General features: G+C 60.5%; 21 protein-coding genes. 4 read left to right on the forward strand and 17 right to left on the reverse strand.

Going from position 1 to position 23,683, the window contains the following annotated elements; all coding sequences use genetic code 11:
• Positions 1-15: 15 nt before the first annotated feature.
• From lpxB to rpsB, 14 genes are all read right to left on the reverse strand, one after another.
• Positions 16-1,191, reverse strand: a complete 1,176-nt coding sequence (lpxB, locus tag CSZ94_RS14500; protein ID WP_102122146.1) for a lipid-A-disaccharide synthase — start codon at positions 1,189-1,191, stop codon at positions 16-18.
• The gene (lpxA, locus tag CSZ94_RS14505) at positions 1,175-1,966 is read right to left on the reverse strand and encodes an acyl-ACP--UDP-N-acetylglucosamine O-acyltransferase (RefSeq protein WP_102122147.1); all 792 of its coding nucleotides are present in this window, start codon (positions 1,964-1,966) and stop codon (positions 1,175-1,177) included. The genes lpxB and lpxA overlap by 17 nt, the downstream gene beginning before the upstream one ends.
• Entirely contained in the window at positions 1,966-2,460 is a 495-nt protein-coding gene (gene fabZ / locus CSZ94_RS14510; RefSeq protein ID WP_071077748.1) for a 3-hydroxyacyl-ACP dehydratase FabZ, read from the reverse strand. Before fabZ ends, lpxA begins: the two co-directional genes overlap by 1 nt.
• Complete coding sequence (lpxD, locus tag CSZ94_RS14515; RefSeq protein WP_102122148.1) at positions 2,457-3,512, reverse strand: UDP-3-O-(3-hydroxymyristoyl)glucosamine N-acyltransferase; 1,056 nt, start codon at positions 3,510-3,512, stop codon at positions 2,457-2,459. Before lpxD ends, fabZ begins: the two co-directional genes overlap by 4 nt.
• Positions 3,513-3,537: 25 nt before the next feature.
• Positions 3,538-4,056 carry an OmpH family outer membrane protein gene (locus CSZ94_RS14520; protein ID WP_102122149.1) on the reverse strand — a complete coding sequence of 173 codons (519 nt, stop codon included), beginning with the start codon at positions 4,054-4,056 and terminating at the stop codon, positions 3,538-3,540.
• Positions 4,057-4,107: 51 nt separating this feature from the next.
• Positions 4,108-6,444 (reverse strand): outer membrane protein assembly factor BamA, encoded by a 2,337-nt coding sequence (gene bamA, locus CSZ94_RS14525; RefSeq protein ID WP_102122150.1) that lies wholly within the window; start codon positions 6,442-6,444, stop codon positions 4,108-4,110.
• An 83-nt stretch (positions 6,445-6,527) separates the two neighbouring features.
• Positions 6,528-7,889: an RIP metalloprotease RseP gene (gene rseP / locus CSZ94_RS14530; RefSeq protein WP_102122151.1), complete on the reverse strand. Its 1,362-nt coding sequence runs from the start codon at positions 7,887-7,889 to the stop codon at positions 6,528-6,530.
• Positions 7,886-9,070 (reverse strand): 1-deoxy-D-xylulose-5-phosphate reductoisomerase, encoded by a 1,185-nt coding sequence (ispC, locus tag CSZ94_RS14535; RefSeq protein ID WP_102122152.1) that lies wholly within the window; start codon positions 9,068-9,070, stop codon positions 7,886-7,888. Before ispC ends, rseP begins: the two co-directional genes overlap by 4 nt.
• Before the next feature lie 8 nt (positions 9,071-9,078).
• Positions 9,079-9,912, reverse strand: a complete 834-nt coding sequence (locus CSZ94_RS14540; protein WP_102122153.1) for a phosphatidate cytidylyltransferase — start codon at positions 9,910-9,912, stop codon at positions 9,079-9,081.
• Positions 9,912-10,679: a polyprenyl diphosphate synthase gene (uppS, locus tag CSZ94_RS14545; protein ID WP_102122154.1), complete on the reverse strand. Its 768-nt coding sequence runs from the start codon at positions 10,677-10,679 to the stop codon at positions 9,912-9,914. Before uppS ends, CSZ94_RS14540 begins: the two co-directional genes overlap by 1 nt.
• A gap of 98 nt (positions 10,680-10,777) precedes the next feature.
• Positions 10,778-11,338 (reverse strand): ribosome recycling factor, encoded by a 561-nt coding sequence (gene frr / locus CSZ94_RS14550; protein ID WP_102122155.1) that lies wholly within the window; start codon positions 11,336-11,338, stop codon positions 10,778-10,780.
• A gap of 177 nt (positions 11,339-11,515) precedes the next feature.
• Positions 11,516-12,232 carry a UMP kinase gene (pyrH, locus tag CSZ94_RS14555; RefSeq protein ID WP_102122156.1) on the reverse strand — a complete coding sequence of 239 codons (717 nt, stop codon included), beginning with the start codon at positions 12,230-12,232 and terminating at the stop codon, positions 11,516-11,518.
• Between the two features lie 147 nt (positions 12,233-12,379).
• The gene (gene tsf / locus CSZ94_RS14560) at positions 12,380-13,291 is read right to left on the reverse strand and encodes a translation elongation factor Ts (protein ID WP_102122157.1); all 912 of its coding nucleotides are present in this window, start codon (positions 13,289-13,291) and stop codon (positions 12,380-12,382) included.
• A gap of 158 nt (positions 13,292-13,449) precedes the next feature.
• Complete coding sequence (rpsB, locus tag CSZ94_RS14565; protein WP_071077760.1) at positions 13,450-14,202, reverse strand: 30S ribosomal protein S2; 753 nt, start codon at positions 14,200-14,202, stop codon at positions 13,450-13,452.
• 413 nt (positions 14,203-14,615) lie between these two features.
• Between rpsB and map the strand changes: the two genes are divergently transcribed.
• The 4 genes from map (at position 14,616) to CSZ94_RS14585 (ending at position 19,745) form a co-directional block, all read left to right on the forward strand.
• On the forward strand, positions 14,616-15,428 hold the full coding sequence (gene map / locus CSZ94_RS14570) for a type I methionyl aminopeptidase (protein ID WP_102122171.1): 813 nt from the start codon (positions 14,616-14,618) through the stop codon (positions 15,426-15,428).
• 45 nt (positions 15,429-15,473) lie between these two features.
• A complete protein-coding gene (locus CSZ94_RS14575) occupies positions 15,474-18,041 on the forward strand; it encodes a [protein-PII] uridylyltransferase (RefSeq protein ID WP_102122158.1) in 2,568 nt (855 codons plus the stop codon).
• Between the two features lie 42 nt (positions 18,042-18,083).
• A complete protein-coding gene (locus CSZ94_RS14580; protein WP_102122159.1) occupies positions 18,084-18,833 on the forward strand; it encodes a pseudouridine synthase in 750 nt (249 codons plus the stop codon).
• A gap of 147 nt (positions 18,834-18,980) precedes the next feature.
• Positions 18,981-19,745, forward strand: coding sequence for a flagellar brake protein (locus tag CSZ94_RS14585; protein WP_102122160.1), 765 nt, complete (start codon positions 18,981-18,983; stop codon positions 19,743-19,745).
• 128 nt (positions 19,746-19,873) lie between these two features.
• On the opposite strand, the gene def is transcribed toward CSZ94_RS14585, so the two are convergent.
• Genes def through ligA form a run of 3 tightly spaced genes read right to left on the reverse strand, consistent with a single transcriptional unit; the run spans position 19,874 to position 23,676 of the window.
• Positions 19,874-20,410, reverse strand: a complete 537-nt coding sequence (gene def / locus CSZ94_RS14590; protein WP_102122161.1) for a peptide deformylase — start codon at positions 20,408-20,410, stop codon at positions 19,874-19,876.
• On the reverse strand, positions 20,407-21,300 hold the full coding sequence (gene galU / locus CSZ94_RS14595) for a UTP--glucose-1-phosphate uridylyltransferase GalU (protein WP_102122162.1): 894 nt from the start codon (positions 21,298-21,300) through the stop codon (positions 20,407-20,409). Before galU ends, def begins: the two co-directional genes overlap by 4 nt.
• Before the next feature lie 24 nt (positions 21,301-21,324).
• Positions 21,325-23,676 carry an NAD-dependent DNA ligase LigA gene (gene ligA / locus CSZ94_RS14600; RefSeq protein ID WP_102122163.1) on the reverse strand — a complete coding sequence of 784 codons (2,352 nt, stop codon included), beginning with the start codon at positions 23,674-23,676 and terminating at the stop codon, positions 21,325-21,327.
• Positions 23,677-23,683: the final 7 nt, after the last annotated feature.

Genomic DNA, 23,683 nt, shown 5'->3' on the forward strand with positions numbered 1-23,683 from the left:
AGCGATGACCGGGACTTACTTGCGGTTGGCGGCGATGACTTGCATGACCGCGTTGGCGCTTTCGCGCGCGCTGTCGCGCAGCAGGCTGTGGTGCATGTCCGTGAAGCGCTGCACCAGGCGCAGGCGTCCGGGCACGTCACTCAGTTGCTGCCACATGGCGTCGGCCAGCGCCTGCGGGTTGGCCGCGTTTTGCAGCAACTCGCGCACCAGGTAGTCGCGCGCCAGGATATTGGGCAAACCAATCCACGGCTGGTAGCCCATGTGGCGCATGATTTCCCACGACGCGCGCATCATCTTGTAGGCGATGACCATGGGTTTCTTGTACAACGCCACTTCCAGCGACGCCGTGCCGGACGCCACCAGCACCGCATCGGCGGCGCAGATGGCCGTGTGCGAGCCGCCATCGGTCAGCAATATCTCGACGTCCTGCAAACCCGCTTCCGCAATCAGCTGCAGGAAATACTGGCGCTGCTTCTCGCCGGCCATGGGCGCGACGAAACGCAGCGAACGGTCGCGCGCCAGCAGGAGCTTGCAGGCAGCCACAAAGGCCACCGCATTGTATTTGAGTTCACCCATGCGACTGCCCGGCATCAAGGTCACGACGTTGGCGTCCTCGGGCAAGCCCAGATTGCTGCGCGCGGCCGCTTCGTCCGGCTGCAGGGGAATCATTTCGGCCAGCGGATGGCCGACATAGGTGACGGGCACGCCCGCCTTGCGGTAGATCTCTTCCTCGAACGGGAAGATCACCAGCATGTGCGAGACAGCCTTGATGATTTTCTTGATGCGTCCACCGCGCCAGGCCCAGATCTGCGGGCCGATGTAATGCACGGTGGGAATGCCCCCCTCCTTCAGCTGCTGCTCCAGTCCCAGGTTGAAGCCGGGATAGTCGGCGCCGATGAAGACGGCGGGCCGCTCCGCCAGCAGCTGGTCGCGCAGCGCGTTCTGGATGCCCTTGATTTCGCGGTAGCGGGGAATGATCTCGAACAGGCCGCGTACCGTCAGCTTGTCGAGCGGCCAGTCGGAGACGAAACCCTTTTTGGCCATGTGCTCGCCACCGATGCCGTGGAAGCGCGCGCCGGGTAGCTGCGGCACCAGGCCGGACAGCAGCCGGCTAGCCAGCAGGTCGCCCGACACCTCGCCGGCGACGATGGCGACCGACAGGCCGCTGGTCTGGTCAGCGGACGATGCCACGCAATGCCGCGCCAAGGAATTCGCGCATGGCGCGAATGTGCTGCGCCACCTCGGGCGACGATGCCGCTTCTTCTTCGAACAGGGCTGCCTTGGATTCTTCCAGGGTCAGTCCCGAGCGGTAGATGAGTTTATACGCGGTGCGGATGCCGTTGATCTGCTCGCGCGTAAAGCCGCGGCGTTTCAGGCCTTCGATATTGACGCCATGCGCCTGCGCCGGATTGCCATTCAGCAGGACGAAAGGCGGCACGTCCTGCGTCAGGCTGGTGCTCATGCCGACAAAGGCGTGCGCGCCGATCTTGCAGAACTGGTGCACATTGGCGAAGCCGCTCATGATGACCCAGTCGCCGATCTCCACGTGGCCCGCCAACTGGGCGTTGTTCGAGAAAATCGTGTTGTTGCCCACCTGGCAGTCGTGCGCCAGGTGCACATACGCCGAGATCCAGTTGTCATTGCCCAGACGCGTCACGCCACCACCCTGCACGGTGCCCGTGTTGAAGGTGCAGAATTCGCGGATGGTGTTGCGATCGCCGATTTCCAGGCGCGTCGCCTCGCCCGCCCATTTTTTATCCTGCGGCTGCGCGCCGATGGAAGAAAACTGAAACAGGTGGTTGTCGCTGCCGATCGTCGTGTGGCCATCGATGACCACGTGCGGGCCGACCCTGGTGCCAGCGCCGATGCGCACGTGCGGACCGATGATGGTGTACGGACCCACCTCGACCGAGCTGTCGAGCTCAGCCTTCGGGTCGATCACTGCCGTATAGTGGATGTCCGCCATCACTGCCCCGCTGGTTGGCTCGCAGACTGGCTCGCATCCTGCGCACTGCGGATGGTGCACATCAATTCCGCTTCCAGCGCCACTTTGCCGTCGACCGAGCCGACGGCCTTGTACTTCCAGATGCCGCGCGAGACGCGCAGGATTTCCACGTCCATCTTCAGCTGGTCGCCCGGTTCGACAGGACGCTTGAAGCGGGCATTGTCGATGCCGACAAAGTACACGACCGAATTTTCGTCGGGCTTGACGCCCATTGACAGGAACGACAGCAAGGCCGCCGTTTGCGCCAGCGCTTCGATCATCAGCACGCCGGGCATGACCGGTTTGTGCGGGAAATGCCCCTGGAAGAACTCTTCGTTGACCGTCACGTTCTTGATGGCGGTGATGGTTTTGTTGGCTTCCCAGTCCAGCACGCGGTCAACCAGCAGCAACGGGTAGCGGTGCGGCAGCAGCGATTTGATGGCGAGGATGTCGAGGGTCTTTTTTTCAGTAGTCATTTTTCGTCTTGCGTGGTCAGTGTTTTAATTGTTTTTTCAAGCGCGCGTATCTTCTCGCGCATGCTTGACAGGTTGCGCACGATGGCGGCGCTCTTTTCCCAATCGGCGTTCTTGGCCAGCGGATAAAAACCCGTGTACTGGCCTGCTTCCGCGATCGAGCGCGAGACCATGCTGCCCGAGCCGACATGGACGCGGTCGGCGATCGTCAAATGACCGAGCACCATGGCGGCGCCGCCAAAGGTGCAGTACTTGCCGATGATGGCGCTGCCGGCCACGCCGACGCAGCCGGCCATGGCCGTATGCGCGCCGATATGGCAGTTGTGGCCGATCTGGATCTGGTTATCGAGCTTGACGCCATCTTCGATGATGGTGTCGGCCAGTGCGCCACGGTCGATGGTGGTATTGGCGCCGATATCGACATCGTCACCGATCACCACCCTGCCCGTCTGCGGAATCTTGATGTACACGCCACCTTCGTTGGCGAAGCCGAAGCCGTCGGTGCCGATCACGGCGCCCGAATGGATGATGCCGCGCTGGCCGATCACGCAGCGCGCGTGGAAGGTCACGTTGGCGAGCAGCTGGGTGCCCGCGCCGATGACGGCATCGCGCCCCACCACGCAGCCAGGACCGATGACGCAGCCGGCGCCAATGACGGCGCCCGCTTCGATCACCGCATGCACGCCGACAGAGGCGCTGGCATCGACCTGCGCGCTGGCGTCGACAAAGGCGCTCGGATGGATGCCCATCGGTGCCTTGATCTCATGCAGGGCGGCGAAATACTGCGCCGCGCGCGCAAAATAGACATAGGGATTCGGAGTGACGATGCGCGCACCGGCGTACTCGGCACCGATCAGCGCATTGTCAGCCGGCGTAAGAATCAGCGCGGCAGCGCCGCTCTGCGCCGCCTGTGCGCGCAATTTGCTATTACTGAGAAAACTGATGTGCGAAGCGCCGGCATCGGCCAGCGGTGCGATCCCTGTGACTTCCAGGTTGGGCTCGCCCGCCAACTGTCCACCGAAGCGTTCGACCAAATCTCCTAGTCGAGTGCCCATCTTGATAACCCTTATTTTGTTACTGTTACTTGTCCAGCGCCTTCAAGACCTTGTCGGTAATGTCGATGCGCGGGCTGGCCCACAGGGCTTCCTGCAGCACGATGTCATATCCTTCGATATGCGCCATCTGCTGGATGATGGTGTTGGCTTTTTCCGCGATGGCGCTGCGCTCTTCGTTCGTGCGCTGGCTCAAGTCTTCGCGAAATTCACGCTGACGGCGTTGCAGCTCCTTGTCCAGCTCGAAAAACTCGCGCTGGCGCTTGGCGCGCTCGGCCTCGCTCAGGGTCGGCATATCCTTTTCCAGGGCTTCGTTGGCCACCTTGAAGCGGCTGGCCAGTTCCTGCACGGCTTTTTCGCGCGAGCGGAACTCTTCAGCCAGCTTGGCGCTGGCCGCCTTGGCCAGCCTCGATTCGTTATAAATACGTTCGCTGCTGATCCAGGCGATCTTCGAATCCTGAGCCTGCGCCTGCACCGGCAACAGCGAACTCCAGCACAATGCGATCACGGCAAGGGACTTGGGCAGGGTAGCGGATGCGGTGTTCATGATACTCCATGGTCAAAAGGTAAAAGCTGTCGCCCCGGTTCAGATGGGCGCTTAGAAACCGGTGCCCATCTGGAACTGGAAGCGCTCCAGGCGGTCCGTCGGCTTGGCGTTCAGCGGTTTGGCATAGCTCAGCTTGAGCGGGCCCACCGGCGAAATCCAGCTGATGCCCAAGCCAGCAGAATAGCGCAATTGCGAGATCCGCATTTTTTCGCCTTCCTGGTAGACTTGACCGCCGTCAAGGAAACCGAACCAGCGCAAGCTGCGGTCATTGCCCGAACCGGGGAATGGCATCTGCAGTTCCGCGTTACCGATCAGGCGCGAAGCGCCGCCCAGCGCATCGTTGGTGCTCGGCTCGACCGCGCCCAGCGAGGAACTCAGGTAGCCGCGCACCGAGCCGATACCGCCACCGTAGAAGTTCTTGAAGACCGGATACACGTGCTTGCCGATGCCGTGGCCATAATCGAGCTCGCCCTTGAGCGCCAGGGTGACCTTGCTGAACAACGGACGGAAATACTGGTGTTCATAGATGGCACGGAAGTATTTCTGGTCGCCAATCACGTCAGCCTCCAGGTTGATGCGCTGGTAGCGGCCGATCGATGGCGTCAGGGCGCTGTCGCGGCTGTCGCGTTGCCATGCCGCCGTCAGCGGGATGGAGTTCGTGGTGGCCGAACCGATACCGTCCGACGGACCGCCATTGTCGATCACATACTGCTTGAAGCGGACCGGGCTGGTGATGTCGGTTTCGATGCGCGAGCGCTCGGCGCCGATGCCGAAGAAGACAGTATCGACTTCCGAGAACGGCACGCCAAAACTGACACGGCCACCGGTTTGCTTGATCTTGTAGCTGCCGATGTTCAGCGCGGGCGGTTCCGTCGTACGCAGGTAAACTTCAAAGCTGCGCGAAATGCCATCGTCCGTAAAGTACGGATTAGTTTGCGAAAACGCGATCGTGCGGCTGTAATGGCTGGTATTGAGTTCGATGCCGACCGTGTTGCCGCTACCGGCGAAGTTGGCCTGCGAAATCGATGCCGACAGGGTGAACTTCTCCGATTGCGAGAAGGCGCCACCGATCAGGAAGTTACCCGTTGGTTTTTCCACCACCGTCACGTTGACGTCAACCTGGTCGGTCGAGCCCTGCGCTTCGGGCGTATCGATGGTCACATCCTTGAAGTAGCCCAGGCGGTCGACGCGGTCGCGCGACAGCTTGATCTTGTTGCTGTCATACCAGGACGATTCGAACTGGCGGAATTCGCGGCGAATGACTTCATCGCGCGTGGTGGTGTTGCCGGCGATATTCATGTGGCGCACGTACACGCGCTTGCCCGGATCGATGAAGAAAGTAAAACCTACTTCATGCTTTTCACGGTTGATTTCCGGGTTGGCGTTAACGTTGGCGAAAGCATAGCCGAACGTGGCCAGGCGGTCCTGGATGCGTTTATTCGTGGCCGTCAGGCGCGCGCCAGAGTAAATTTCACCTTCGCGCATCAGATTCAGGGCCTTCAGTTCTTCTTCGCGGCCGAACATCTCGCCTTCGAATTTGGTGCCGGCGATTTTGTACTTTTCACCTTCCGTGATATTGATCGTCAGGTAGATGTCTTTTTTATCGGGCGTGATCGACACTTGCGTGGAGTCGACCTGCATCTCGATATAGCCGCGGTCCAGGTAGTAGGACTTGAGCGACTCGATGTCGCCCGTCAGCTTGGTCTTCGAATACTGATCGGCTTTGGTGTACCAGCTGAACCAGCCGCCCGTGTTCAGGGCCAGTTGTTCGCGCAGCTCCTTGTCGCTGAAGGCCTTGTTGCCGACGATGTTGATCTGCTTGATGCGGGCCACGTCGCCCTCGTCGACGGCGAACACCACGTTGACGCGGTTACGCTCGATCGGCGTGACGGTGGTGGTGATCTTCACGCCGTACAGGCCATGCGACAGATACTGGCGCTTGAGCTCCTGTTCCGCGCGGTCGACCGAAGCCTTGTCGAAAATCTTGGCTTCGCCCACGCCGATTTCCTTCAATGCCTTGACCAGCACATCTTTCTCAAATTCCTTGGTGCCCGTGAATTCCACGGCAGCGATGGCCGGGCGCTCCTCGACCAGCACCACCAGTACGTCGCCATCGACTTCCAGGCGTACATCCTTGAAAAAACCCGTCGCGTACAAGGCTTTGATGGCGGCGATACTCTTCTCGTCGGAGAACGTTTCGCCGACGCGCACTGGCAGGTAGCTGAAAACAGTACCCGCTTCAGTACGCTGGATCCCTTCGACCCGGATATCCTTGACAGTAAATGGCTGGACGGCCAGCGCATGGCCGGCACACAAGGCCATGACGGCAGCGCCGATCAGGCTGCGACGAAAGGAAGGCAAGGCAAAACGAGCAGAATGTAATTTCATTGGGGTTATTCAATGGGTAAATCAATGGACAACATACACAAAAGATTGCTTGTGCGACTCACGCAATGGCATCAACCACCGCCCTAATTAAGCAATCGCAACACGTCATTAAAGACGGCAAGCACCATCAAGGTCAGCAACAAACCGATCCCCAGGCGCTGGGCAATCTCGCCTACGCGCTCCGGCAAGGGGCGTCCGGTCAAAACTTCCAGCGAATAATACAGCAAATGCCCGCCATCCAGAACAGGAATGGGTAGCAAATTCATCACGCCCAGACTGATACTGATGAAGGCGATGAAGCTCAGGTAGCTTACCAGGCCGATGCGCGCCGTCTGGCCCGCGTAATCGGCGATGGTAATGGGCCCCGTCACATTCTTCAGCGAGACCTGGCCGGTGATCATTTTACCCAGCATTTTCAGGCTCATGACACTGGTATCCCAGACTTTGGCGGACGCCTTGCCCACGGCAGAGAACGGTCCGGAGGCCACGGTGATCATATCCGGCACCTGCCCCAGCTTTGCCTGGATCTTACCAACTGTTACAGCTCCCTCTGTCCCGGCGCCCGGCACGGCATCCGGCGTAATGGGCAAGGTCAGGTCCTGACCCTGGCGCAAGAGTTGCAATTGCAAGGTCCGGCCTGGCGCCTGGCTCAGGGTGGCGATGACGACCGCCACCTCATGCACGGGCTGTTCGTCGATGGCCAGAATCTGGTCGTTTTTCTGCAGGCCGGCGCGCGCGGCGGCGCCACCAGGCATGATTTCCATCAGGGTGGGCGCGGAACGGGCCAGGGTCAGGCCCAGCTTGCCCAGCACGTCGCCTTCCAGATCCGTTTCCGTCAGGCTGGCCGTCGGCAGGTTCGCTTCCTGCTGCCCACGGTCGGGACGGTGCACTTCGATGCGCGCCGGCTGCTTGTCGAGGGTGGCCTGAATCAGTTCCCAGCGCAGCTCGGACCAGCTGGCCACGGCCTTGCCATTCACCGTTTCAACCGTATCGCCGCTGCGCAAGCCAGCCGCATAGGCGGCCGTCTGCTCGGCCACGGGACCGAGCTTGCTCGACGGCTCTTCGATGCCATGCATGAACAGACCCGCGTACAGCACGATGGCGACGAGGAAATTGGCCAGCGGGCCGGCGGCCACGATGACAATGCGGCGCCACACGCTCTGGCGCGTGAATTCACGGCGCAATTCGCTTTCCGGCAAGTCGCTGAGGTCTTGCGCGCGGCTGTCGAGCATGCTGACATAGCCGCCCAGCGGCAGCGCGGAAATCGCCCATTCCGTCTGGTCCTTGCCGAACTTGCGCGAATACACTACTTTTCCCATGCCAATCGAGAAACGCAGCACTTTCACGCCGCACCAGCGCGCCACCAGATAGTGACCCAGCTCGTGCAGGGTAACCAGGGAACCGAGCGCGACGATAAAGGCCAGCAAGGTGGTAATCAAGGTCATGCGGCCAGCCTTAGTGCGATATACGCGTGCGCGGCCACGCGGGCCAGGCGATCCTGCTCCATCACGGCCTCGATGCTGGAGGCGGCGCCATGCGGCACCGTCTCGATCACATGCGCGATGACGCGGTCGATCTGGCGGAAGCCGATCTGCTCATCGAGGAAGGCTTGCACGGCCACTTCATTGGCCGCGTTCAGCAAGGCTGGCGCCGTGCCGCCCGCGCGCAAGGCGTCGAAGGCCAGCGCCAGACAGGGGAAACGACGGAAATCGGGACGTTCGAAATGCAGGGTGGCCACTTGCGCCAAATCAAGCTGCGCCACGCCGGAAGCGATACGCTGCGGATAGGCCAGCGCATGCGCGATCGGCGTACGCATGTCCGGGTTGCCCAGTTGGGCCAGCACGGAACCGTCGACATACGACACCATCGAATGAATCACGCTTTGCGGATGAATCAGCACTTCGATCTGCTCGGCCGGCGCGCCGAACAGCCAGTGCGCTTCGATCACTTCCAGGCCCTTGTTCATCATGGTGGCCGAATCGACGGAAATCTTGCGCCCCATGGCCCAGGTCGGATGCTTGCACGCCTGGTCCGGCGTGACCGTGTCGAGCGTCTCGACATCGCGCGTAAGGAAGGGGCCGCCGGACGCCGTCAGCACGATTTTCGCCACGCCTGCGGCACCTGGCGTGCGGCCATGCGCATGCGGCATGCATTGGAAGATGGCGTTATGCTCGCTATCGATGGGCAGCAGCACGGCGCCGTTATCGTACACGGCATCGATGAACAACTGGCCAGACATGACCAGCGCTTCTTTATTGGCCAGCAATACTTTCTTGCCAGCACGTGCCGCTGCCAGGGTCGGCGCCAGGCCGGCCGCGCCCACGATGGCCGCCATCACGCCCGTCACTTGCGGTGCGCTGGCGATGGCGCACAGGGCCTCCACGCCGTACTCGACTTGCGTAGCAACGCCCTGCCCGCGCAGCAAACGCGTCAGTTCAAGGGCGGCATCTGCCGTGCCGACGACGGCGCGCTGCGGACGGAACTGCAAGCACTGCGCGGCCAGTTCGGCCACGCGGCTGTGCGCGCTCAGCGCATACACGCTGTATTGCTCGGGATGACGCGCGAGCACGTCCAGGGTGGACACGCCGATCGAGCCGGTCGCGCCAAGGATGGTGATGTATTGCATGAGTTTCCTTAAAGCCAGCTGGCCACGAGGGCGGCAAATGGCAGGACCGGAATCAGCGCGTCGATACGGTCGAGTACGCCGCCATGGCCGGGCAGCAGCTTGCTGCTGTCCTTGATGCCGGCGCGGCGCTTCAATTGCGATTCGAACAAGTCGCCGACGATGCTGGCCGCGACGATCAGCAACAGCACCAGCACGGCCACCAACCAGCCACGGCGCAATTGCAGCTGCACGGCGAAGGTGTCTTGCAGCACCGGCAGCGATGGCGCGGCAACGATGGTGATGGCGGCGATGAGCAGCACGGCGATGCCGCCGCCGATGGCACCTTCCCAGGATTTCCCAGGAGAAATACTGGGCGCCAGCTTGCGCTTGCCGAAAGCCTTGCCCGAGAAATACGCGCCGATATCGGCGATCCATACCAGCGCCATGACGGACAGCAGGTACAAAGGGCTATGCAGGAACAAGGCGATGATGGCGACGAAGCAACCGACGATGGTCACCGGGTACACCAGGCTGAGCAAGGTATTGCCCAGGCCTTCGGTGGGCGGCAAGCCCGTCGCCAGCGAGGGCACGAAGCGGATCAGCCAGATGGCCACGCACAAGGCAAACCAGAAATTGAGCTGCGCCATGCCGTTAGCGACAAAAAACGTATACGCGAAGGCGGCAGTCCAGACGGCAGCAATCAAGAGCGCCTGGCGATTTTTAAAAATGCGGAAGCTTTCCCAGACGGCGGCGCCGAAGAACGCCGTGGCGATCACGGCGAAGGCGGGGAAATAATTCAGATACAGAACCGGCAGCAAGACCGCCAAGAGGACCAGGGCGGTGATTATCCGTGTTTTCAGCATCAGTTTGTCTTTTCAGTTAATTGCGCGCTGGTACGGCCAAAGCGCCGTTCGCGCTGCTGGTAAGACGCGATTGCCGCGTCGAGGCACTCGTCATTGAAGTCGGGCCAGAAAGTCTCGGTAAAAAACAGCTCAGTGTACGCCAGTTGCCACAGCAGGAAATTGGAAATGCGCTGCTCGCCGCCCGTGCGGATGAACAGGTCAGGCTCGGGCGCATAGGCCATGGCCAGGTGCGGCGCCAGTTGCTCTTCCGTGTAAGCCTGTCCGGCAGGCTGGCCGTTGGCGGCAGCCTCGACCGTCATTTTGTTGACTGCCTGCATGATGTCCCAGCGGCCGCCGTAATTGGCGCAGATCGTCACCGTCAGACGCGTGTTGCGCGCCGTCTTGCGTTGCGCATTGGCGATCAAGGTTTGCAGCTGGTCGTTGAAGCGCGACAGGTCGCCCACCACTTTCAAGCGGATGTCGTTGGCATGCATCTTGACCACTTCGCGTTCCAGCATGGTGACGAACAGGCGCATCAGCATCGACACTTCTTCTTCCGGGCGGCGCCAGTTTTCCGAGCTGAAGGCAAACAGGGTCAGATATTCGACGCCCCGTTCGAGGCAGGTCTCGACGACACCGCGCACGGCGTCGGCGCCCTTGACGTGGCCAGCCACGCGCGGCAGGAAGCGTTTGGTTGCCCAGCGGCCATTGCCATCCATAATGATTGCCACATGGCGCGGCACTGTGCCCACCTCAGGTACTGCCGTTGTCGAACTCGAATAGATCATGAAAACACGAATACCAAAAATAAAAGATAACTATTATGCGCCAAATAGCACTGCCCGGAAAAGCCATGCTTTCCCGGGCAGCGTCAAAGGACTGAAAACTAGACCGTCAGCACTTCTTTTTCTTTGTCGACCACCATCTTGTCTATGTCGGCAATAAACTTGTCCGTCAGCTTCTGCACTTCTTCCGACGAGCGGCGCTCATCGTCCTCGGAGCAGGCTTTTTCCTTGACCAGTTTCTTCAGCGACTCGTTCGCATCGCGGCGAATGTTACGCACGGCAATCTTTGCGTCTTCCGCTTCGGTCTTGACCAGCTTGACCATTTCCTTGCGACGCTCTTCCGTCAGCGGCGGCGTCGGGACGCGGATCAGGTCACCCTGCGCCGATGGATTCAAACCCAGGTCGGCGTCGCGGATGGCTTTTTCGATGGTGTTGGCCATCTTTTTTTCGTACGGCTGCACACCGATGGTGCGCGCGTCGATCAGGGTCACGTTGGCGACCTGGGTCAGCGCCGTCGGCGAACCGTAGTAATCGACCATCACGTGGTCCAGGATACCCGTATGGGCGCGGCCGGTACGCACTTTGGCCAGGTCGGCCCGCAGTGTTTCCAGCGACTTCGTCATGCGTTCCTGGGTGTTCTTTTTAACGTCAGCTAAGGACATTACTCTACTCCTTGTCTTGATAATAATGAATATTTCTACTGCGCTTGCGATGAAAACACTAGCTCAGTCGGGAGTGCCGAAAACCGTTCAGGGCCAGGCGCAGCGCCGAAGACAGTACTTGAGGTACGGCGAGGCGCTGCAACGCAGCCATGGACGGTTTCTCGGTGCTCCTTATTTCTATACGTGGACCAGCGTGCCCTCATCTTCGCCCATGATCACGCGCATCAGCGCGCCTGGCTTGGTGATCGAAAACACTTTAATTGGCAGTTTCTGGTCGCGGCACAGGGCGAATGCGGTGGCATCCATCACTTGCAGGTGCTTGGCGATGGCCTCGTCGAACGTAATCGTGTGGAACAGGGTGGCGTTCGGATCCTTCTTCGGATCGGCCGTGTAGACGCCGTCGACCTTGGTGGCCTTCAGGACGATCTCGGCACTGATCTCGGAACCGCGCAGGGCGGCTGCCGTATCGGTGGTGAAGAACGGATTGCCGGTGCCGGCGGCGAAGACAACCACTTTGCCTTCTTCCAGGTATTGCAGGGCTTTCGGACGAACGTATGGCTCGACAACTTGCTCGATGCCGATGGCCGACATGACGCGCGCGACGATGCCGACGTGGCGCATCGCATCGGCCAGGGCCAGTGCATTCATCACGGTGGCAAGCATGCCCATGTAGTCGGCGGTGGCACGGTCCATGCCTTGCGCGCCAGGCGCAACGCCGCGGAAGATATTGCCGCCGCCAATCACGATTGCCAGTTCCACACCCAACTTCGCCACCTCGGCCACATCGGCCACCATGCGCTCGATCGTGGCGCGGTTGATGCCATAGGGATCATCGCCCATCAGGGCTTCGCCGGACAACTTGAGGAGGACGCGCTTGTAGGCTGGTTTTGACATGAGCTGGGGCTCCATAAATGAGGTTATTCGAGTATGACATGGCGCAGCGCCTTGCAGCGCCGGATAGGCGCGCGTAGCTGCCCATGCCGCCGCCCGGCACGACAGGTGCGGGCGGGCCAAAAAAACGGGCCTCTCGGCCCGCTTTACTTACGCTCCCTGGGAGGCAGCCATCTGTGCTGCGACTTCTGCTGCGAAGTCGTCTTGCTTCTTCTCGATGCCCTCGCCTACCACGTACATGGCAAAACCTTTGACGCTGGTGTTAGCCGCCTTCAGCATTTGCTCAACCGACAGCTTGTCGTTTTTCACGAAATCCTGGTTCAGCAGCGATACTTCTTTCAGGAACTTCTGTACGGAACCTTCCAGGCGCTTGGCCAGGATTTCCGGCGATTGCGCCGGCTTGCCTTCGGCGGCTGCTTTGACTGCGTCTTCTTCGGCTTTCAGTTGTGCAACCGAACGCTCTTTTTCGATCAGTTCCGCAGGAACTTCGTTCGACGACAGCGACACTGGCTTCATGGCAGCGATGTGCATGGCCACGTCTTTGCCGACTTGCTCATCGGCACCGTCGAATTCGACGATCACGCCGATGCGCGCGCCGTGCAGGTACGACGCCAGCTTGTTGCTGGTTTCGAAACGCTGGAAGCGGCGGATGGTCATGTTTTCGCCGATTTTGCCGATCAGGGCAGCGCGCACGTCGTCCAGGGTCTTGCCATCGAGTGGCAGGGCCAGCAGGGCAGCGACGTCAGCCGGGTTGTGTTCCGCTACCAGACGGGCAGCGTTGTTGGCCAGTGCCAGGAAATCGTCATTTTTCGCAACGAAGTCGGTTTCCGAGTTCACTTCGACCAGGGCACCTACGCCATTGGCGATGTAGGTTGCCACAACGCCTTCAGCGGTGATGCGTGCCGATGCTTTCGATGCCTTGCCGCCCAGTTTGACGCGCAGGATCTCTTCCGCACGCGCCATGTCGCCTTCGGCTTCGGTCAGTGCTTTTTTGCATTCCATCATTGGTGCGTCGGTTTTGCCGCGCAATTCGCCTACCATCGCTGCTGTAATCGCTGCCATGTGTTTCTCCTGATTCGGTGAGTCGATAGTCGCGGCCGGGCATGCATGCCTCGCCAGCGGTGCCTATCGTTTTTTTGTTAAAAAAAAGGGGGAGCTGCTGCCACCCCTTTTCCCTTACTGCTGTGCTTACAAACGGCTATCTCGCGATAGCCTGGCCATTAAGCCTGTTCGTTTACTTCGACGAATTCGTCGCCAGCGGCTGCTTTAACCATTTCAACAACTTCGTTACCGGCAGCTGCACGGCCTTCGATGATTGCATCAGCAACACCGCGAGCGTACAACATGATGGCTTTCGACGAGTCATCGTTACCTGGGATCACGAAGTTCACGCCTTCTGGGGAGTGGTTGGTATCGACAACGCCGATGACCGGGATACCCAGTTTAGCTGCTTCGGTGATCGCACCTTTGTGGTAACCGACGTCCACAACGAAGATTGCGTCAGGAATGCCGCCCATGTCCTTGATGCCGCCGATCGATTTTTGCAGCTTGATCATTTCGCGGGAGAACATCAGCGCTTCTTTTTTCGACAGCTTCTCGATCGAACCGTCTTCAACCATGACTTCCATGTCTTTCAGACGCTTGATCGAGGTTTTGATCGTTTTGAAGTTGGTCAGCATGCCGCCCAACCAACGTTGATCAACGAAAGGCACGCCAGCACGTTGTGCTTCAGCAGCGATGATTTCGCGAGCTTGACGCTTGGTGCCAACCATCAGGATGGTGCCACGGTTTGCAGCCAGTTGACGCACGTGCTTCATTGCGTCCTGGTACATCGCCATGGTTTTTTCCAGGTTGATGATGTGGATCTTGTTGCGATGGCCGAAGATGAACGGTGCCATTTTTGGATTCCAAAAACGGGTTTGGTGACCAAAGTGGACACCGGCTTCCAGCATTTCGCGCATTGTTACGGACATTATTAACTCCAGGGTTGGGTCTGGAATCCGATCAGTCACCATACAGGCACCCTTGTCGACCGGATTCGCGTGTTTATATAAATTAAAGACACTGTTTTATTGCATTGCTCAAAAGAGAATTCAAGCAACGCAGAATTCTACACCGAAATGACCGCCGCATCAAGTCCGCACTGCAAATCGCCCGCCCTGCGGAGACGTCCGATGCACCACGCTGGTGCAAGGCGTGGTCGCGGCGGCGCTTCACCCCAATTTCCCCACAAATCCCTGCCCGGCCATAGGAAGGAGGCGGCGGATTCAGGGCACCTCGTTTATAATTTCGACATATATGCAGACTTTTCCCCGTACCGCAGGACTCGTCTGTGCTTTTCACCCGTGCTTTTCAGCCGACTATCTTGCAGATTGCGAATTACACCATGCCCACCATCCGTATCAATAGCGCCGCCGACATCGAAGGCATGCGCGTTGCCGGCAAGCTCGGCGCCGAAGTACTTGACTACATCACGCCCTTCGTCAAGGTCGGCGTCACGACCGGCGAACTGGACCGCTTGTGTCACGAATACATGGTCAATGTACAAGGCACTATTCCTGCCCCGCTGAACTATTGCCCACCCGGCTACACGCCCTACCCGAAAGCCATCTGTACCTCCGTCAACGATGTCATCTGTCATGGCATTCCGGGCGACAAGGTGCTCAAGAGCGGCGACACCGTCAACCTCGACATCACCGTCATCAAGGATGGCTACCACGGCGACAACAGCCGCACGTTCCTGGTTGGCACGCCCACCATCCTGGCCAAGCGCCTGTCGGAAATCACCTATGAATGCATGTGGCTGGGAATCGACCAGATCAAGCCGGGCGCCCACCTGGGCGATATCGGCCATGCTATCCAGCAACACGCGGAAAAAGCCGGTTACAGCGTGGTGCGCGAATTCTGCGGCCACGGCATCGGCAAGGTCTTCCATGAAGAGCCGCAGGTGTTGCATTACGGCAAACCAGGCACCCTGGAACGTTTGGATGCGGGCATGATCTTCACGGTCGAGCCGATGATCAACGCCGGCCGCCGCGAGATCCGCGAAATGAACGATGGCTGGACCATCAAGACCAAGGACCGCAGCCACTCGGCGCAATGGGAGCACACGGTGCTGGTGACGGAAACCGGTTATGAAGTACTGACCGTCTCGCCCGGCATGCCGCCACCGCCGGACTTCATCACGAACAAAGCCTGATCCTGCCATCCAGCCAGCCAAACGCACCGCCACCCCAGGGCCCAGATGAAAAAGCAAGTTCGGGAACAGCTGAAACAGCAACTGAAAGCCGACCGCCAGGTCGTCATCGCGGCCTTCCAGGCCGACGGCAAGCCTGAAAAACTGCTGCGCAGCCTACGCCACAGCGTCGATGGGGTGCTGGCGCGCGCCTGGCAGGAAGCGGGACTGCCGCCCGGCACCGCCCTGGTGGGTGTGGGCGGCTATGGCCGCGGCGAACTGTTTCCGTATTCCGACGTCGACCTGCTGATCCTGCTGCAGCAGGCGCCGGACGCGGCCGCGCAGGAAAAACTCGAGGAGCTGGTGCAACTGCTGTGGGACCTGGGCCTGGAAATTGGCCACAGCATCCGCACGGTCGAGGAATGCCTGATCGAATCGAAAGCCGACATCACCGTGCAAACCAGCCTGCTCGAAGCGCGCCTCGTGTGCGGCAACGCAGACTTGTTCGCGCAATTGCAGCAGCGCTACGAGGCGGCAATGGACCCGCAGGCGTTTTTCCAGGCGAAAACGGCGGAAATGCGCCAGCGCCACGCGAAATACGAAGACACGGCCTTCAGCCTGGAACCGAATTGCAAGGAAAGCCCGGGCGGCCTGCGCGACCTGCAGGTCATCCTGTGGGTAGCCAAGGCGGCCGGCCTGGCCAATTCCTGGCGCACACTCGCCACAGGCGGCCTGATCACCTTGACGGAAGCGCGCCAGTTGATGGAAAAGGAGCGCGCCTTCAAGGATATCCGCGTGCGCCTGCACCTGCATGCGGGCCGGCGCGAAGACCGCCTGGTGTTCGACGTGCAGACGGCGATCGCCGAATCGCTGGGTCTGCAGGCCACGGGCAGCGGGCCAAACATGCGCCGCGCCAGCGAATTCCTCATGCAGCGCTACTACTGGGCCGCCAAGACGGTGACCCAGCTCAACACGATACTGCTGCAAAATATCGAGGCACGGCTGTTTCCGCAAGACGATGTGGCCGTGCCCATCAACGAACGCTTCAATGAAGTCAACAGCCTGATCGATATCAGCGCCGACGATACGTTCGAGCAATACCCGTCCGCCATGCTGGAAATCTTCGTGCTGATGACGCAGCGCCCGGCCCTGAAGGGCATGACGTCGCGCGCCACGCGGGCCCTGTGGCACGCGCGCTTCAAGATCGACGCCCCCTTCCGCCAGGACCCCGTCAACCGCGCCCTCTTCCTGCGCATCATGCGCGCCCCCGTGGGCATCATCCACGCGCTGCGGCGCATGAACGAGATGAGCATCCTGGGGCGCTACCTGCCGAACTTCCGCCGCATCGTGGGCCAGATGCAGCATGACCTGTTTCACGTGTACACGGTCGACCAGCATATTTTGATGGTGGTGCGCAACATGCGCCGCTTCACGATGAGCGAACACGCGCACGAATACCCGTTCTGCAGCCAGCTGATGGCCGATTTCTCGCAATCGTGGCTGTTGTACGTGGCAGCCCTGTTCCACGACATCGCCAAGGGCCGCGGCGGCGACCATTCCAAGCTGGGCGTGGCCGACGCCACCCAGTTCTGCCAGGAGCACGGCCTGTCGGCAGAGGACACGGAACTCATCGCTTTTCTGGTGGAAAATCACCTGACCATGTCGCAAGTGGCGCAAAAGCAGGACCTGTCCGATCCGGACGTCATCGCTGCCTTTGCGAAAGTGGTCAAGGACGAACGCCACCTGACGGGCCTGTACCTGCTGACGGTGGCCGATATCCGCGGCACCAGCCCGAAAGTGTGGAATGCCTGGAAGGGCAAGCTGCTGGAAGACCTGTACAAAATCACCTTGCGCGTGCTGGGCGGAGAGCCGCACACGACCGACCGCGAGCTGAAGAACCGCCAGCAGGAAGCGCTGGCCACCCTGCGCCTGTACGGTTTGCCGCCAGACGCGCACCTGAAACTGTGGCAGCAACTGGACGTGGCGTATTTCCTGCGCCACGACGCCTCCGACATCGCCTGGCAGACGCGCTCGCTGTATGACAAGCTCGACAACAAGTTGCCGGTGGTAAAATGCCGCCTGGCGCCCATCGGCGAAGGCTTGCAGGTGGCCGTGTACATGCGCGACCAGCCCGATCTGTTCGCGCGCATCTGCAGCTATTTCGACCGCAAGAATTTCAGCATTCTCGACGCGAAGATCCACACGACCAGAAATGGTTATGCGCTCGACACTTTTCTCGTCACCGAGCAGAACTTTGCCAAGAGCTACCGCGACATCATCAGCCTGATCGAGCATGAGCTGGGCGAACTGCTGCAGTCGCAAACGCCGCTGCCGCCACCGGGCAAGGGACGGCTGTCGCGCCTGTCGCGTACCTTCCCCTTCCAGCCGACGGTGGATTTGCGGCCCGATGAAAGGGGCCAGTTCTACCTGCTGTCGGTGGCCGCCAACGACCGCACGGGCCTGCTGTATGCCATCGCCAATGTGCTGACCAAGTACCGCATTAACTTGCACACGGCCAAGATCATGACCCTGGGCGAGCGGGTCGAAGACGTCTTCCTCGTCGACGGTCCCGCGCTCAACAATGCCCGCAACCAGATATTGCTGGAAACCGATTTACTCGATGCGCTGAAAGTGTAATGACCTCCGCGCAGCGCCTACCCTTACTGAAACTGAAACAACATGACCGAAGAATTATTACGCTTGTCCAAACGCATGTCCGAACTGGGCCTGTGCTCGCGCCGTGAAGCCGATGAATGGATCGCGCGCGGCTGGGTCCGCGTAGATGGCAAGGTGGTGTCCGAGCTGGGCAGCAAAGTCACCCCCAGCCAGCACGTCACCGTCGAGCGCCAAGCGGCGGCGGAACAGTCGAAACGCGTTACCGTCCTGATCAACAAGCCGATGGGCTATGTCAGCGGCCAGGCCGAAGACGGCTACACGCCCGCCGTGGCCTTGATCAAGGCGGAGAACCGCTGGGCGGAAGACCGCAGCCCGGAACAGTTCCACCCGACCCAGCTGCGCAGCCTGGTGGCCGCCGGACGCCTGGACATCGATTCCGTCGGCTTGCTGGTCTTGACGCAGGATGGGCGCGTGGCCAAGCAGCTGATCGGCCACGATACCGATATCGACAAGGAATACCTGGTGCGCGTGAGCTATACCAAGGGTGACACCCTGCCCGACAGCGAGCTGAAAAAACTCAACCACGGCCTGTGGCTCGACGGCAAGCCGCTGCTGCCGGCCAAGGTGCGCTGGCAAAACGAAGACCAGCTGAGCTTTACCTTGCGCGAAGGCAAGAAACGCCAGATCCGGCGCATGTGCGAAGCCGTCGGCCTGAAAGTGCTGGGACTGAAACGCGTACGCATCGGCAAGGTCAAACTGGGCGACTTGCCGACGGGCAAATGGCGCTACCTGAGCGCGGACGAACAGTTTTAAGCGACGGCATCAAGATGGCATGCGCCCCGGCATGCCATGTTACATAAGCGAATATAGTGATATAAAATCAATTATTGTGATTTACTTAGTAAATATTGCCTTAAACCTATACACTATTCCCCATTAGAACAAAAGAGATACGCTGTCGTGAACGATCCCATCCCCAATCCCCTGCGCAAAGGCGCGCCCAGCCTGGCCGACGTGGCCGAGCCGATGGAGCCAGGCACCAAGCCGCACCATATGAGCGATCCGTGGGATATCGGCGAAACCCTGTGCAGCCTGGCTGATAACGGCGACGCCATTTCCATCTACCCGACGGGCGGCGAAGACGTCATCATGGCGCGCATATTGTCGGTCGACGACGACTTGCCGCAATTCGTACTGGAACTCAATGAAGGTGCCACCCTGCCCGAAGGCGGCGCCACGTTTGTGTCGTGGGTGCAAAGCGCCAAGCTGCAATTTACCATCAATGGCGAATGGGAAGCCTATCCCGAGCGGCCAAACGTCTACCTGACGAACTTCCCCAGCCATTGCCTGGTGCTGGAACGGCGCGAATCGACGCGCCTGGAAACACCGCTGGGTGTGTACTACCTGGCCGCCTTCGTGCTGGAGGGGCGCCCATACGAACTGCAGCTGTATGATTTCTCTGCCGGCGGCATCGGCATGCGCGCCCACCCGCGCGATACGGTCGGCCTGTACGTGGGGCGCAAGCTGTCGCGCGTGCGCCTGGAGCTGGGACCGGACAAGGTCATGATCGCCGACCTGGAAATCCGCCTGTCGCGCACCTTCCGTTCTTTCCTGCTGGGCGAACAAGTGCAGATCGGCTGCCGCTTTCTGAACCTGACGGATGCCATGCAGGATGAATTGAAAGCCTTGCTCGACAACCTGGGCAGCAGCCGCAAGGTGCGCTAGATTCACTTCGCGCATGAAAAATGGCCGCCCAGCTCATGCTGCGCGGCCATTTTTTGTACTCATGCACGGCTACCGCCAGCAACATTTGGGGTCTGACCCGCCTGGTCAGACCCCAGGTGAAGCAGCAATTAATCGTCGTCGTTTGGATCCAAATCAGGAAACATGACTTCCGTGTAGCCAAATTGTGTGAAGTCGACGATACGCATCGGATACAAAATGCCGTGCAGGTGGTCCACTTCATGCTGCACCACGCGGGCATGGAAGCCGTCGCAGTCGCGGCTGATGGGCTGGCCGAACTGGTCCACGCCTTCATAGTGCAGTTCGCTCCAGCGCGGCACGCTGCCGCGCAGGCCAGGCACCGACAGGCAGCCTTCAAAACCCTCTTCCTTGCGTTCCGACAGCGGCGTCAGCACAGGGTTGATCAACACGGTTTCCGGCACTTGCGGCGCATCGGGATAGCGCAAATTCTGCTTGAAACCGTAAATCACCAGCTGCAGGTTGACACCGATCTGCGGTGCCGCCAGCCCCGCGCCATTGACGGCGTGCATGGTGTCGAACATATCGGTGATCAAGGCATGCAATTCGGGCGTATCGAATTCACGCACGGGCTCGGCCATGCGCAGCAAGCGCGGATCGCCCATCTTCAGAATTTCACGTACCGTCATTTTGCTTCCAGTGTCGATTGCAGTTCCTGCAGGTAAGCGCGGAAGGCAGCGCCCGTTTCCGGGTGTTTCATGCCCATCGCCGTCGTTGCCTTCAGATAACCAAGCTTGGAGCCGCAATCATAACGCTGCCCCTGGTAGCGGTAAGCCAGCACGCGCTCTTCACGCATCAGAGCGGCGATGCCGTCCGTCAACTGGATTTCGCCGCCGGCGCCCGTGCCGATATGTTCCAGGTGGTTAAAGATACGGCTGGTCAGCACATAACGGCCCACCACGGCCAGGGTCGACGGCGCCTCTTCAGGCGCGGGCTTTTCCACGATGGCAGACACCAGTTCCAGGTCGGGCTGATAATGCTTTGCCGACACAATACCGTACTGCTTGGTTTCCGCGCGCGGCACATCTTGCACCGCCAGCAGCGAGCAATTTTCATACTGGAAGACATCGGTCATCTGCGCCAGCACGGGGCGCACGCCCTCTTCCACATCCATGAAATCGTCGGCCAGCAAGACGGCAAACGGCTCGTCGCCGATCACGGGACGGGCGCACAGCACAGCATGCCCCAGACCCAGCGGCGCCGACTGGCGGATGTAAATGCAATTGATGTGCTTTGGAATGACGTTTTGCACCATGTCGAGCAACTGGCGCTTGCCGGCCGCTTCCAGTTCCGATTCGAGCTCATAGGCCGTGTCGAAATGGTCTTCGATGGCACGCTTGTTGCGTCCCGTGATGAAGATCATTTCCGTGATGCCCGCCGCCACCGCCTCTTCCACCGCGTACTGAATCAAGGGCTTGTCGACGATGGGCAGCATTTCCTTCGGTTGTGCCTTGGTCGCAGGCAAGAAACGGCTGCCCAGGCCGGCGACGGGAAAGACTGCTTTTCTGATTTTTTTCATGGGTCTTCTATAGTATTTTAATGATTAGTCTTGCGCGAGCAAGGCCAGCAGGCCAGCCTCGTCGAGTATGGCCACGCCCAGTTCCTGCGCCTTGGCCAGCTTGCTTCCGGCGTCCGATCCGGCCACGACGTAGCCGGTTTTCTTCGACACGGAACCGCTGACCTTGCCGCCGGCCGCCTCGATCAGCTCTGCGGCCTCGTCGCGGCTCATATTGGGCAAGGTGCCCGTCAGGACGAAAGTCTTGCCGTCCAGCTTACCGCCAGCGGCTGACATTTCAGGCAATTGTGACAGTAATTCATTTCGCAAGGCGTCCAGTTGAGCGAGCAGCTTGACATTGCCCTCATCGGCCAGCCATTGCGCCAGCGCTTCGGCCACGGCGGCCGGCAAGCCAGCGTGGAAGCTGGCGCCCTGCGCTGCCAGGCTGGCCAGGGTCACGCCCCGCTCCACCAGCTGCTTGCTGCGCGGTTCCGTCAGCTTGGGAATGCCGATGGCCGCCAGCAGCTTGGTTTGCTCCAGTTGCACGCGTAGCTTGGCGCTGGGTGCGTGTTCGCCCTGTGGCGTGACGCCAGCATCCAGCAATGCCTGCAGCGCCTGCTGGTTTTTTTCTTCGGCAAAGAAATCGGCAATCGACACGGCCACGGTGCCACCGATGTCGGGCAGCACGCGCAGCAAGGCCGCCGGCGCGCGGCGCACATAGTCCAGGCTGCCCAGCCACTCGGCCAGGGTCTTGGCCGTCGATTCACCCACATGGCGTATGCCCAGCGCAAACAGGAAACGCTCGAGCGGCGGGCGTTTGCTCGCCGCGATGCCGGCCAGCAGATTTTCCGCCCATTTGGTGGGAATCTTGCCTTGTTGCACTGTTTCCGGCGTGGAACCATCGCGTTCGTCGGCGCGCAGCTTCATTTCCAGCAATTTATCCAGGGTCAGGCTGTACAGGTCAGCCAGGCCATGCACGTATTCCAGTTCGACCAGGGTATCGATATATCGTTCCCCAAGGCCTTCGATATCCATCATGCGCCGCCCGGCAAAGTGGCGGAACGCTTCCTTGCGCTGCGCCGAACAGAACAGGCCGCCCGAGCAGCGGGCGATGGCCTCGCCCTCTTCGCGCACCACGTGGGAATCGCAGACAGGACAGCGTTCCAGCATCTTGAACGGCAGCGGCGCCGGTTCGGGGCGCTTCTCCAGCACCACGGACAGCACTTCCGGGATCACGTCGCCGGCGCGGCGCACGACGACGGTATCGCCCACGCGCACATCCTTGCGCAGCACTTCGTCTTCATTGTGCAAGGTGGCGTTGGTCACCGTCACGCCGCCGACGGACACGGGCGCCAGGCGCGCCACAGGCGTCATGGCACCCGTGCGGCCCACCTGGATATCGATGCCTAGCACCACGGTCAAGGCTTCTTCGGCAGGGAACTTGTGCGCCAGCGCAAAACGCGGGGCGCGCGATACAAAGCCCAGCTCCTGCTGGTCTTGCGTCGCGTTCACCTTGTAGACCACGCCGTCGATTTCGTAAGGCAAGGCGGGGCGGCGCGCGCCGATATCGGCGTAGTATGCCAGCAAGCCCTGCGCGCCCTGCACCACCTTGCGCTCCTTCGACACGGGTATGCCCAGGGTGTCGTACCAGTCCAGCAAGGCCGAATGCGAGGCCGGCATGGCGGCGCCATCGAGGGCGCCGATGCCGTAGGCATAGAAGCGCAGCTTGCGCTGCGCCGTGATGCGCGAATCGAGCTGGCGCAGGCTGCCGGCCGCCGCATTGCGCGGGTTGGCGAATTCCTTCTGCCCCGCCTCGCGCTGGCGTTCGTTCAGGCGCGCAAAATCGGCCTTGAACATCATGACTTCGCCGCGCACGTCGAGCACGGCGGGAATCTTCTCGCCCTGCAGGCGCAGCGGGATGCCGGAAATGGTGCGGATATTCGCCGTCACGTCTTCGCCCGTGGCGCCATCGCCGCGCGTGGCCGCCTGCATGAACAAACCGTTTTCATAGCGCAGGTTGATGGCCAGGCCATCGAATTTCACTTCGGCAGCGTAGTCGACTTCTGCACCGTCAAGGTCCAGGCCTTCGCGTACGCGGCGGTCGAAATTGACGATATCGTCATCGGAGAAACCATTATTCAACGACAACATCGGCACAGCGTGCGTGACTTGCTCGAATTGCGGCAGGGGCGCCGCGCCCACGCGCAAGGTGGGCGAATCCGGTGCCCGGAGTTCGGGATGGGCCGCTTCCAGCGCCTGCAATTCGACAAACAGCTTGTCGTACTCGGCGTCGGGGATGGTGGGATTGTCGAGCACGTGGTAGGCGTGCAGATGCCGATTGAGTTCGGCAGTAAGTGCCAGGACGCGCTGGGCGGCATCCTGGTTAGTCAGATCAGTCATTGTTGCA

Origin of the sequence: Janthinobacterium sp. ROICE36 (genome assembly GCF_002869965.1) — a bacterium.
Taxonomy (GTDB): domain Bacteria; phylum Pseudomonadota; class Gammaproteobacteria; order Burkholderiales; family Burkholderiaceae_D; genus Janthinobacterium.

What these genes read in the sequence shown, in the direction of transcription:
- lpxA (WP_102122147.1), bottom strand. Translation starts at nt 1,966, where the DNA reads ATGGCGGACATCCACTATACGGCAGTGATCGACCCGAAGGCTGAGCTC.
- fabZ (WP_071077748.1), bottom strand. Translation starts at nt 2,460, where the DNA reads ATGACTACTGAAAAAAAGACCCTCGACATCCTCGCCATCAAATCGCTG.
- lpxD (WP_102122148.1), bottom strand. Translation starts at nt 3,512, where the DNA reads ATGGGCACTCGACTAGGAGATTTGGTCGAACGCTTCGGTGGACAGTTG.
- CSZ94_RS14520 (WP_102122149.1), bottom strand. Translation starts at nt 4,056, where the DNA reads ATGAACACCGCATCCGCTACCCTGCCCAAGTCCCTTGCCGTGATCGCA.
- bamA (WP_102122150.1), bottom strand. Translation starts at nt 6,444, where the DNA reads ATGAAATTACATTCTGCTCGTTTTGCCTTGCCTTCCTTTCGTCGCAGC.
- rseP (WP_102122151.1), bottom strand. Translation starts at nt 7,889, where the DNA reads ATGACCTTGATTACCACCTTGCTGGCCTTTATCGTCGCGCTCGGTTCC.
- ispC (WP_102122152.1), bottom strand. Translation starts at nt 9,070, where the DNA reads ATGCAATACATCACCATCCTTGGCGCGACCGGCTCGATCGGCGTGTCC.
- CSZ94_RS14540 (WP_102122153.1), bottom strand. Translation starts at nt 9,912, where the DNA reads ATGCTGAAAACACGGATAATCACCGCCCTGGTCCTCTTGGCGGTCTTG.
- uppS (WP_102122154.1), bottom strand. Translation starts at nt 10,679, where the DNA reads ATGATCTATTCGAGTTCGACAACGGCAGTACCTGAGGTGGGCACAGTG.
- frr (WP_102122155.1), bottom strand. Translation starts at nt 11,338, where the DNA reads ATGTCCTTAGCTGACGTTAAAAAGAACACCCAGGAACGCATGACGAAG.
- pyrH (WP_102122156.1), bottom strand. Translation starts at nt 12,232, where the DNA reads ATGTCAAAACCAGCCTACAAGCGCGTCCTCCTCAAGTTGTCCGGCGAA.
- tsf (WP_102122157.1), bottom strand. Translation starts at nt 13,291, where the DNA reads ATGGCAGCGATTACAGCAGCGATGGTAGGCGAATTGCGCGGCAAAACC.
- rpsB (WP_071077760.1), bottom strand. Translation starts at nt 14,202, where the DNA reads ATGTCCGTAACAATGCGCGAAATGCTGGAAGCCGGTGTCCACTTTGGT.
- map (WP_102122171.1), top strand. Translation starts at nt 14,616, where the DNA reads ATGCCCACCATCCGTATCAATAGCGCCGCCGACATCGAAGGCATGCGC.
- CSZ94_RS14575 (WP_102122158.1), top strand. Translation starts at nt 15,474, where the DNA reads ATGAAAAAGCAAGTTCGGGAACAGCTGAAACAGCAACTGAAAGCCGAC.
- CSZ94_RS14580 (WP_102122159.1), top strand. Translation starts at nt 18,084, where the DNA reads ATGACCGAAGAATTATTACGCTTGTCCAAACGCATGTCCGAACTGGGC.
- def (WP_102122161.1), bottom strand. Translation starts at nt 20,410, where the DNA reads ATGACGGTACGTGAAATTCTGAAGATGGGCGATCCGCGCTTGCTGCGC.
- galU (WP_102122162.1), bottom strand. Translation starts at nt 21,300, where the DNA reads ATGAAAAAAATCAGAAAAGCAGTCTTTCCCGTCGCCGGCCTGGGCAGC.
- ligA (WP_102122163.1), bottom strand. Translation starts at nt 23,676, where the DNA reads ATGACTGATCTGACTAACCAGGATGCCGCCCAGCGCGTCCTGGCACTT.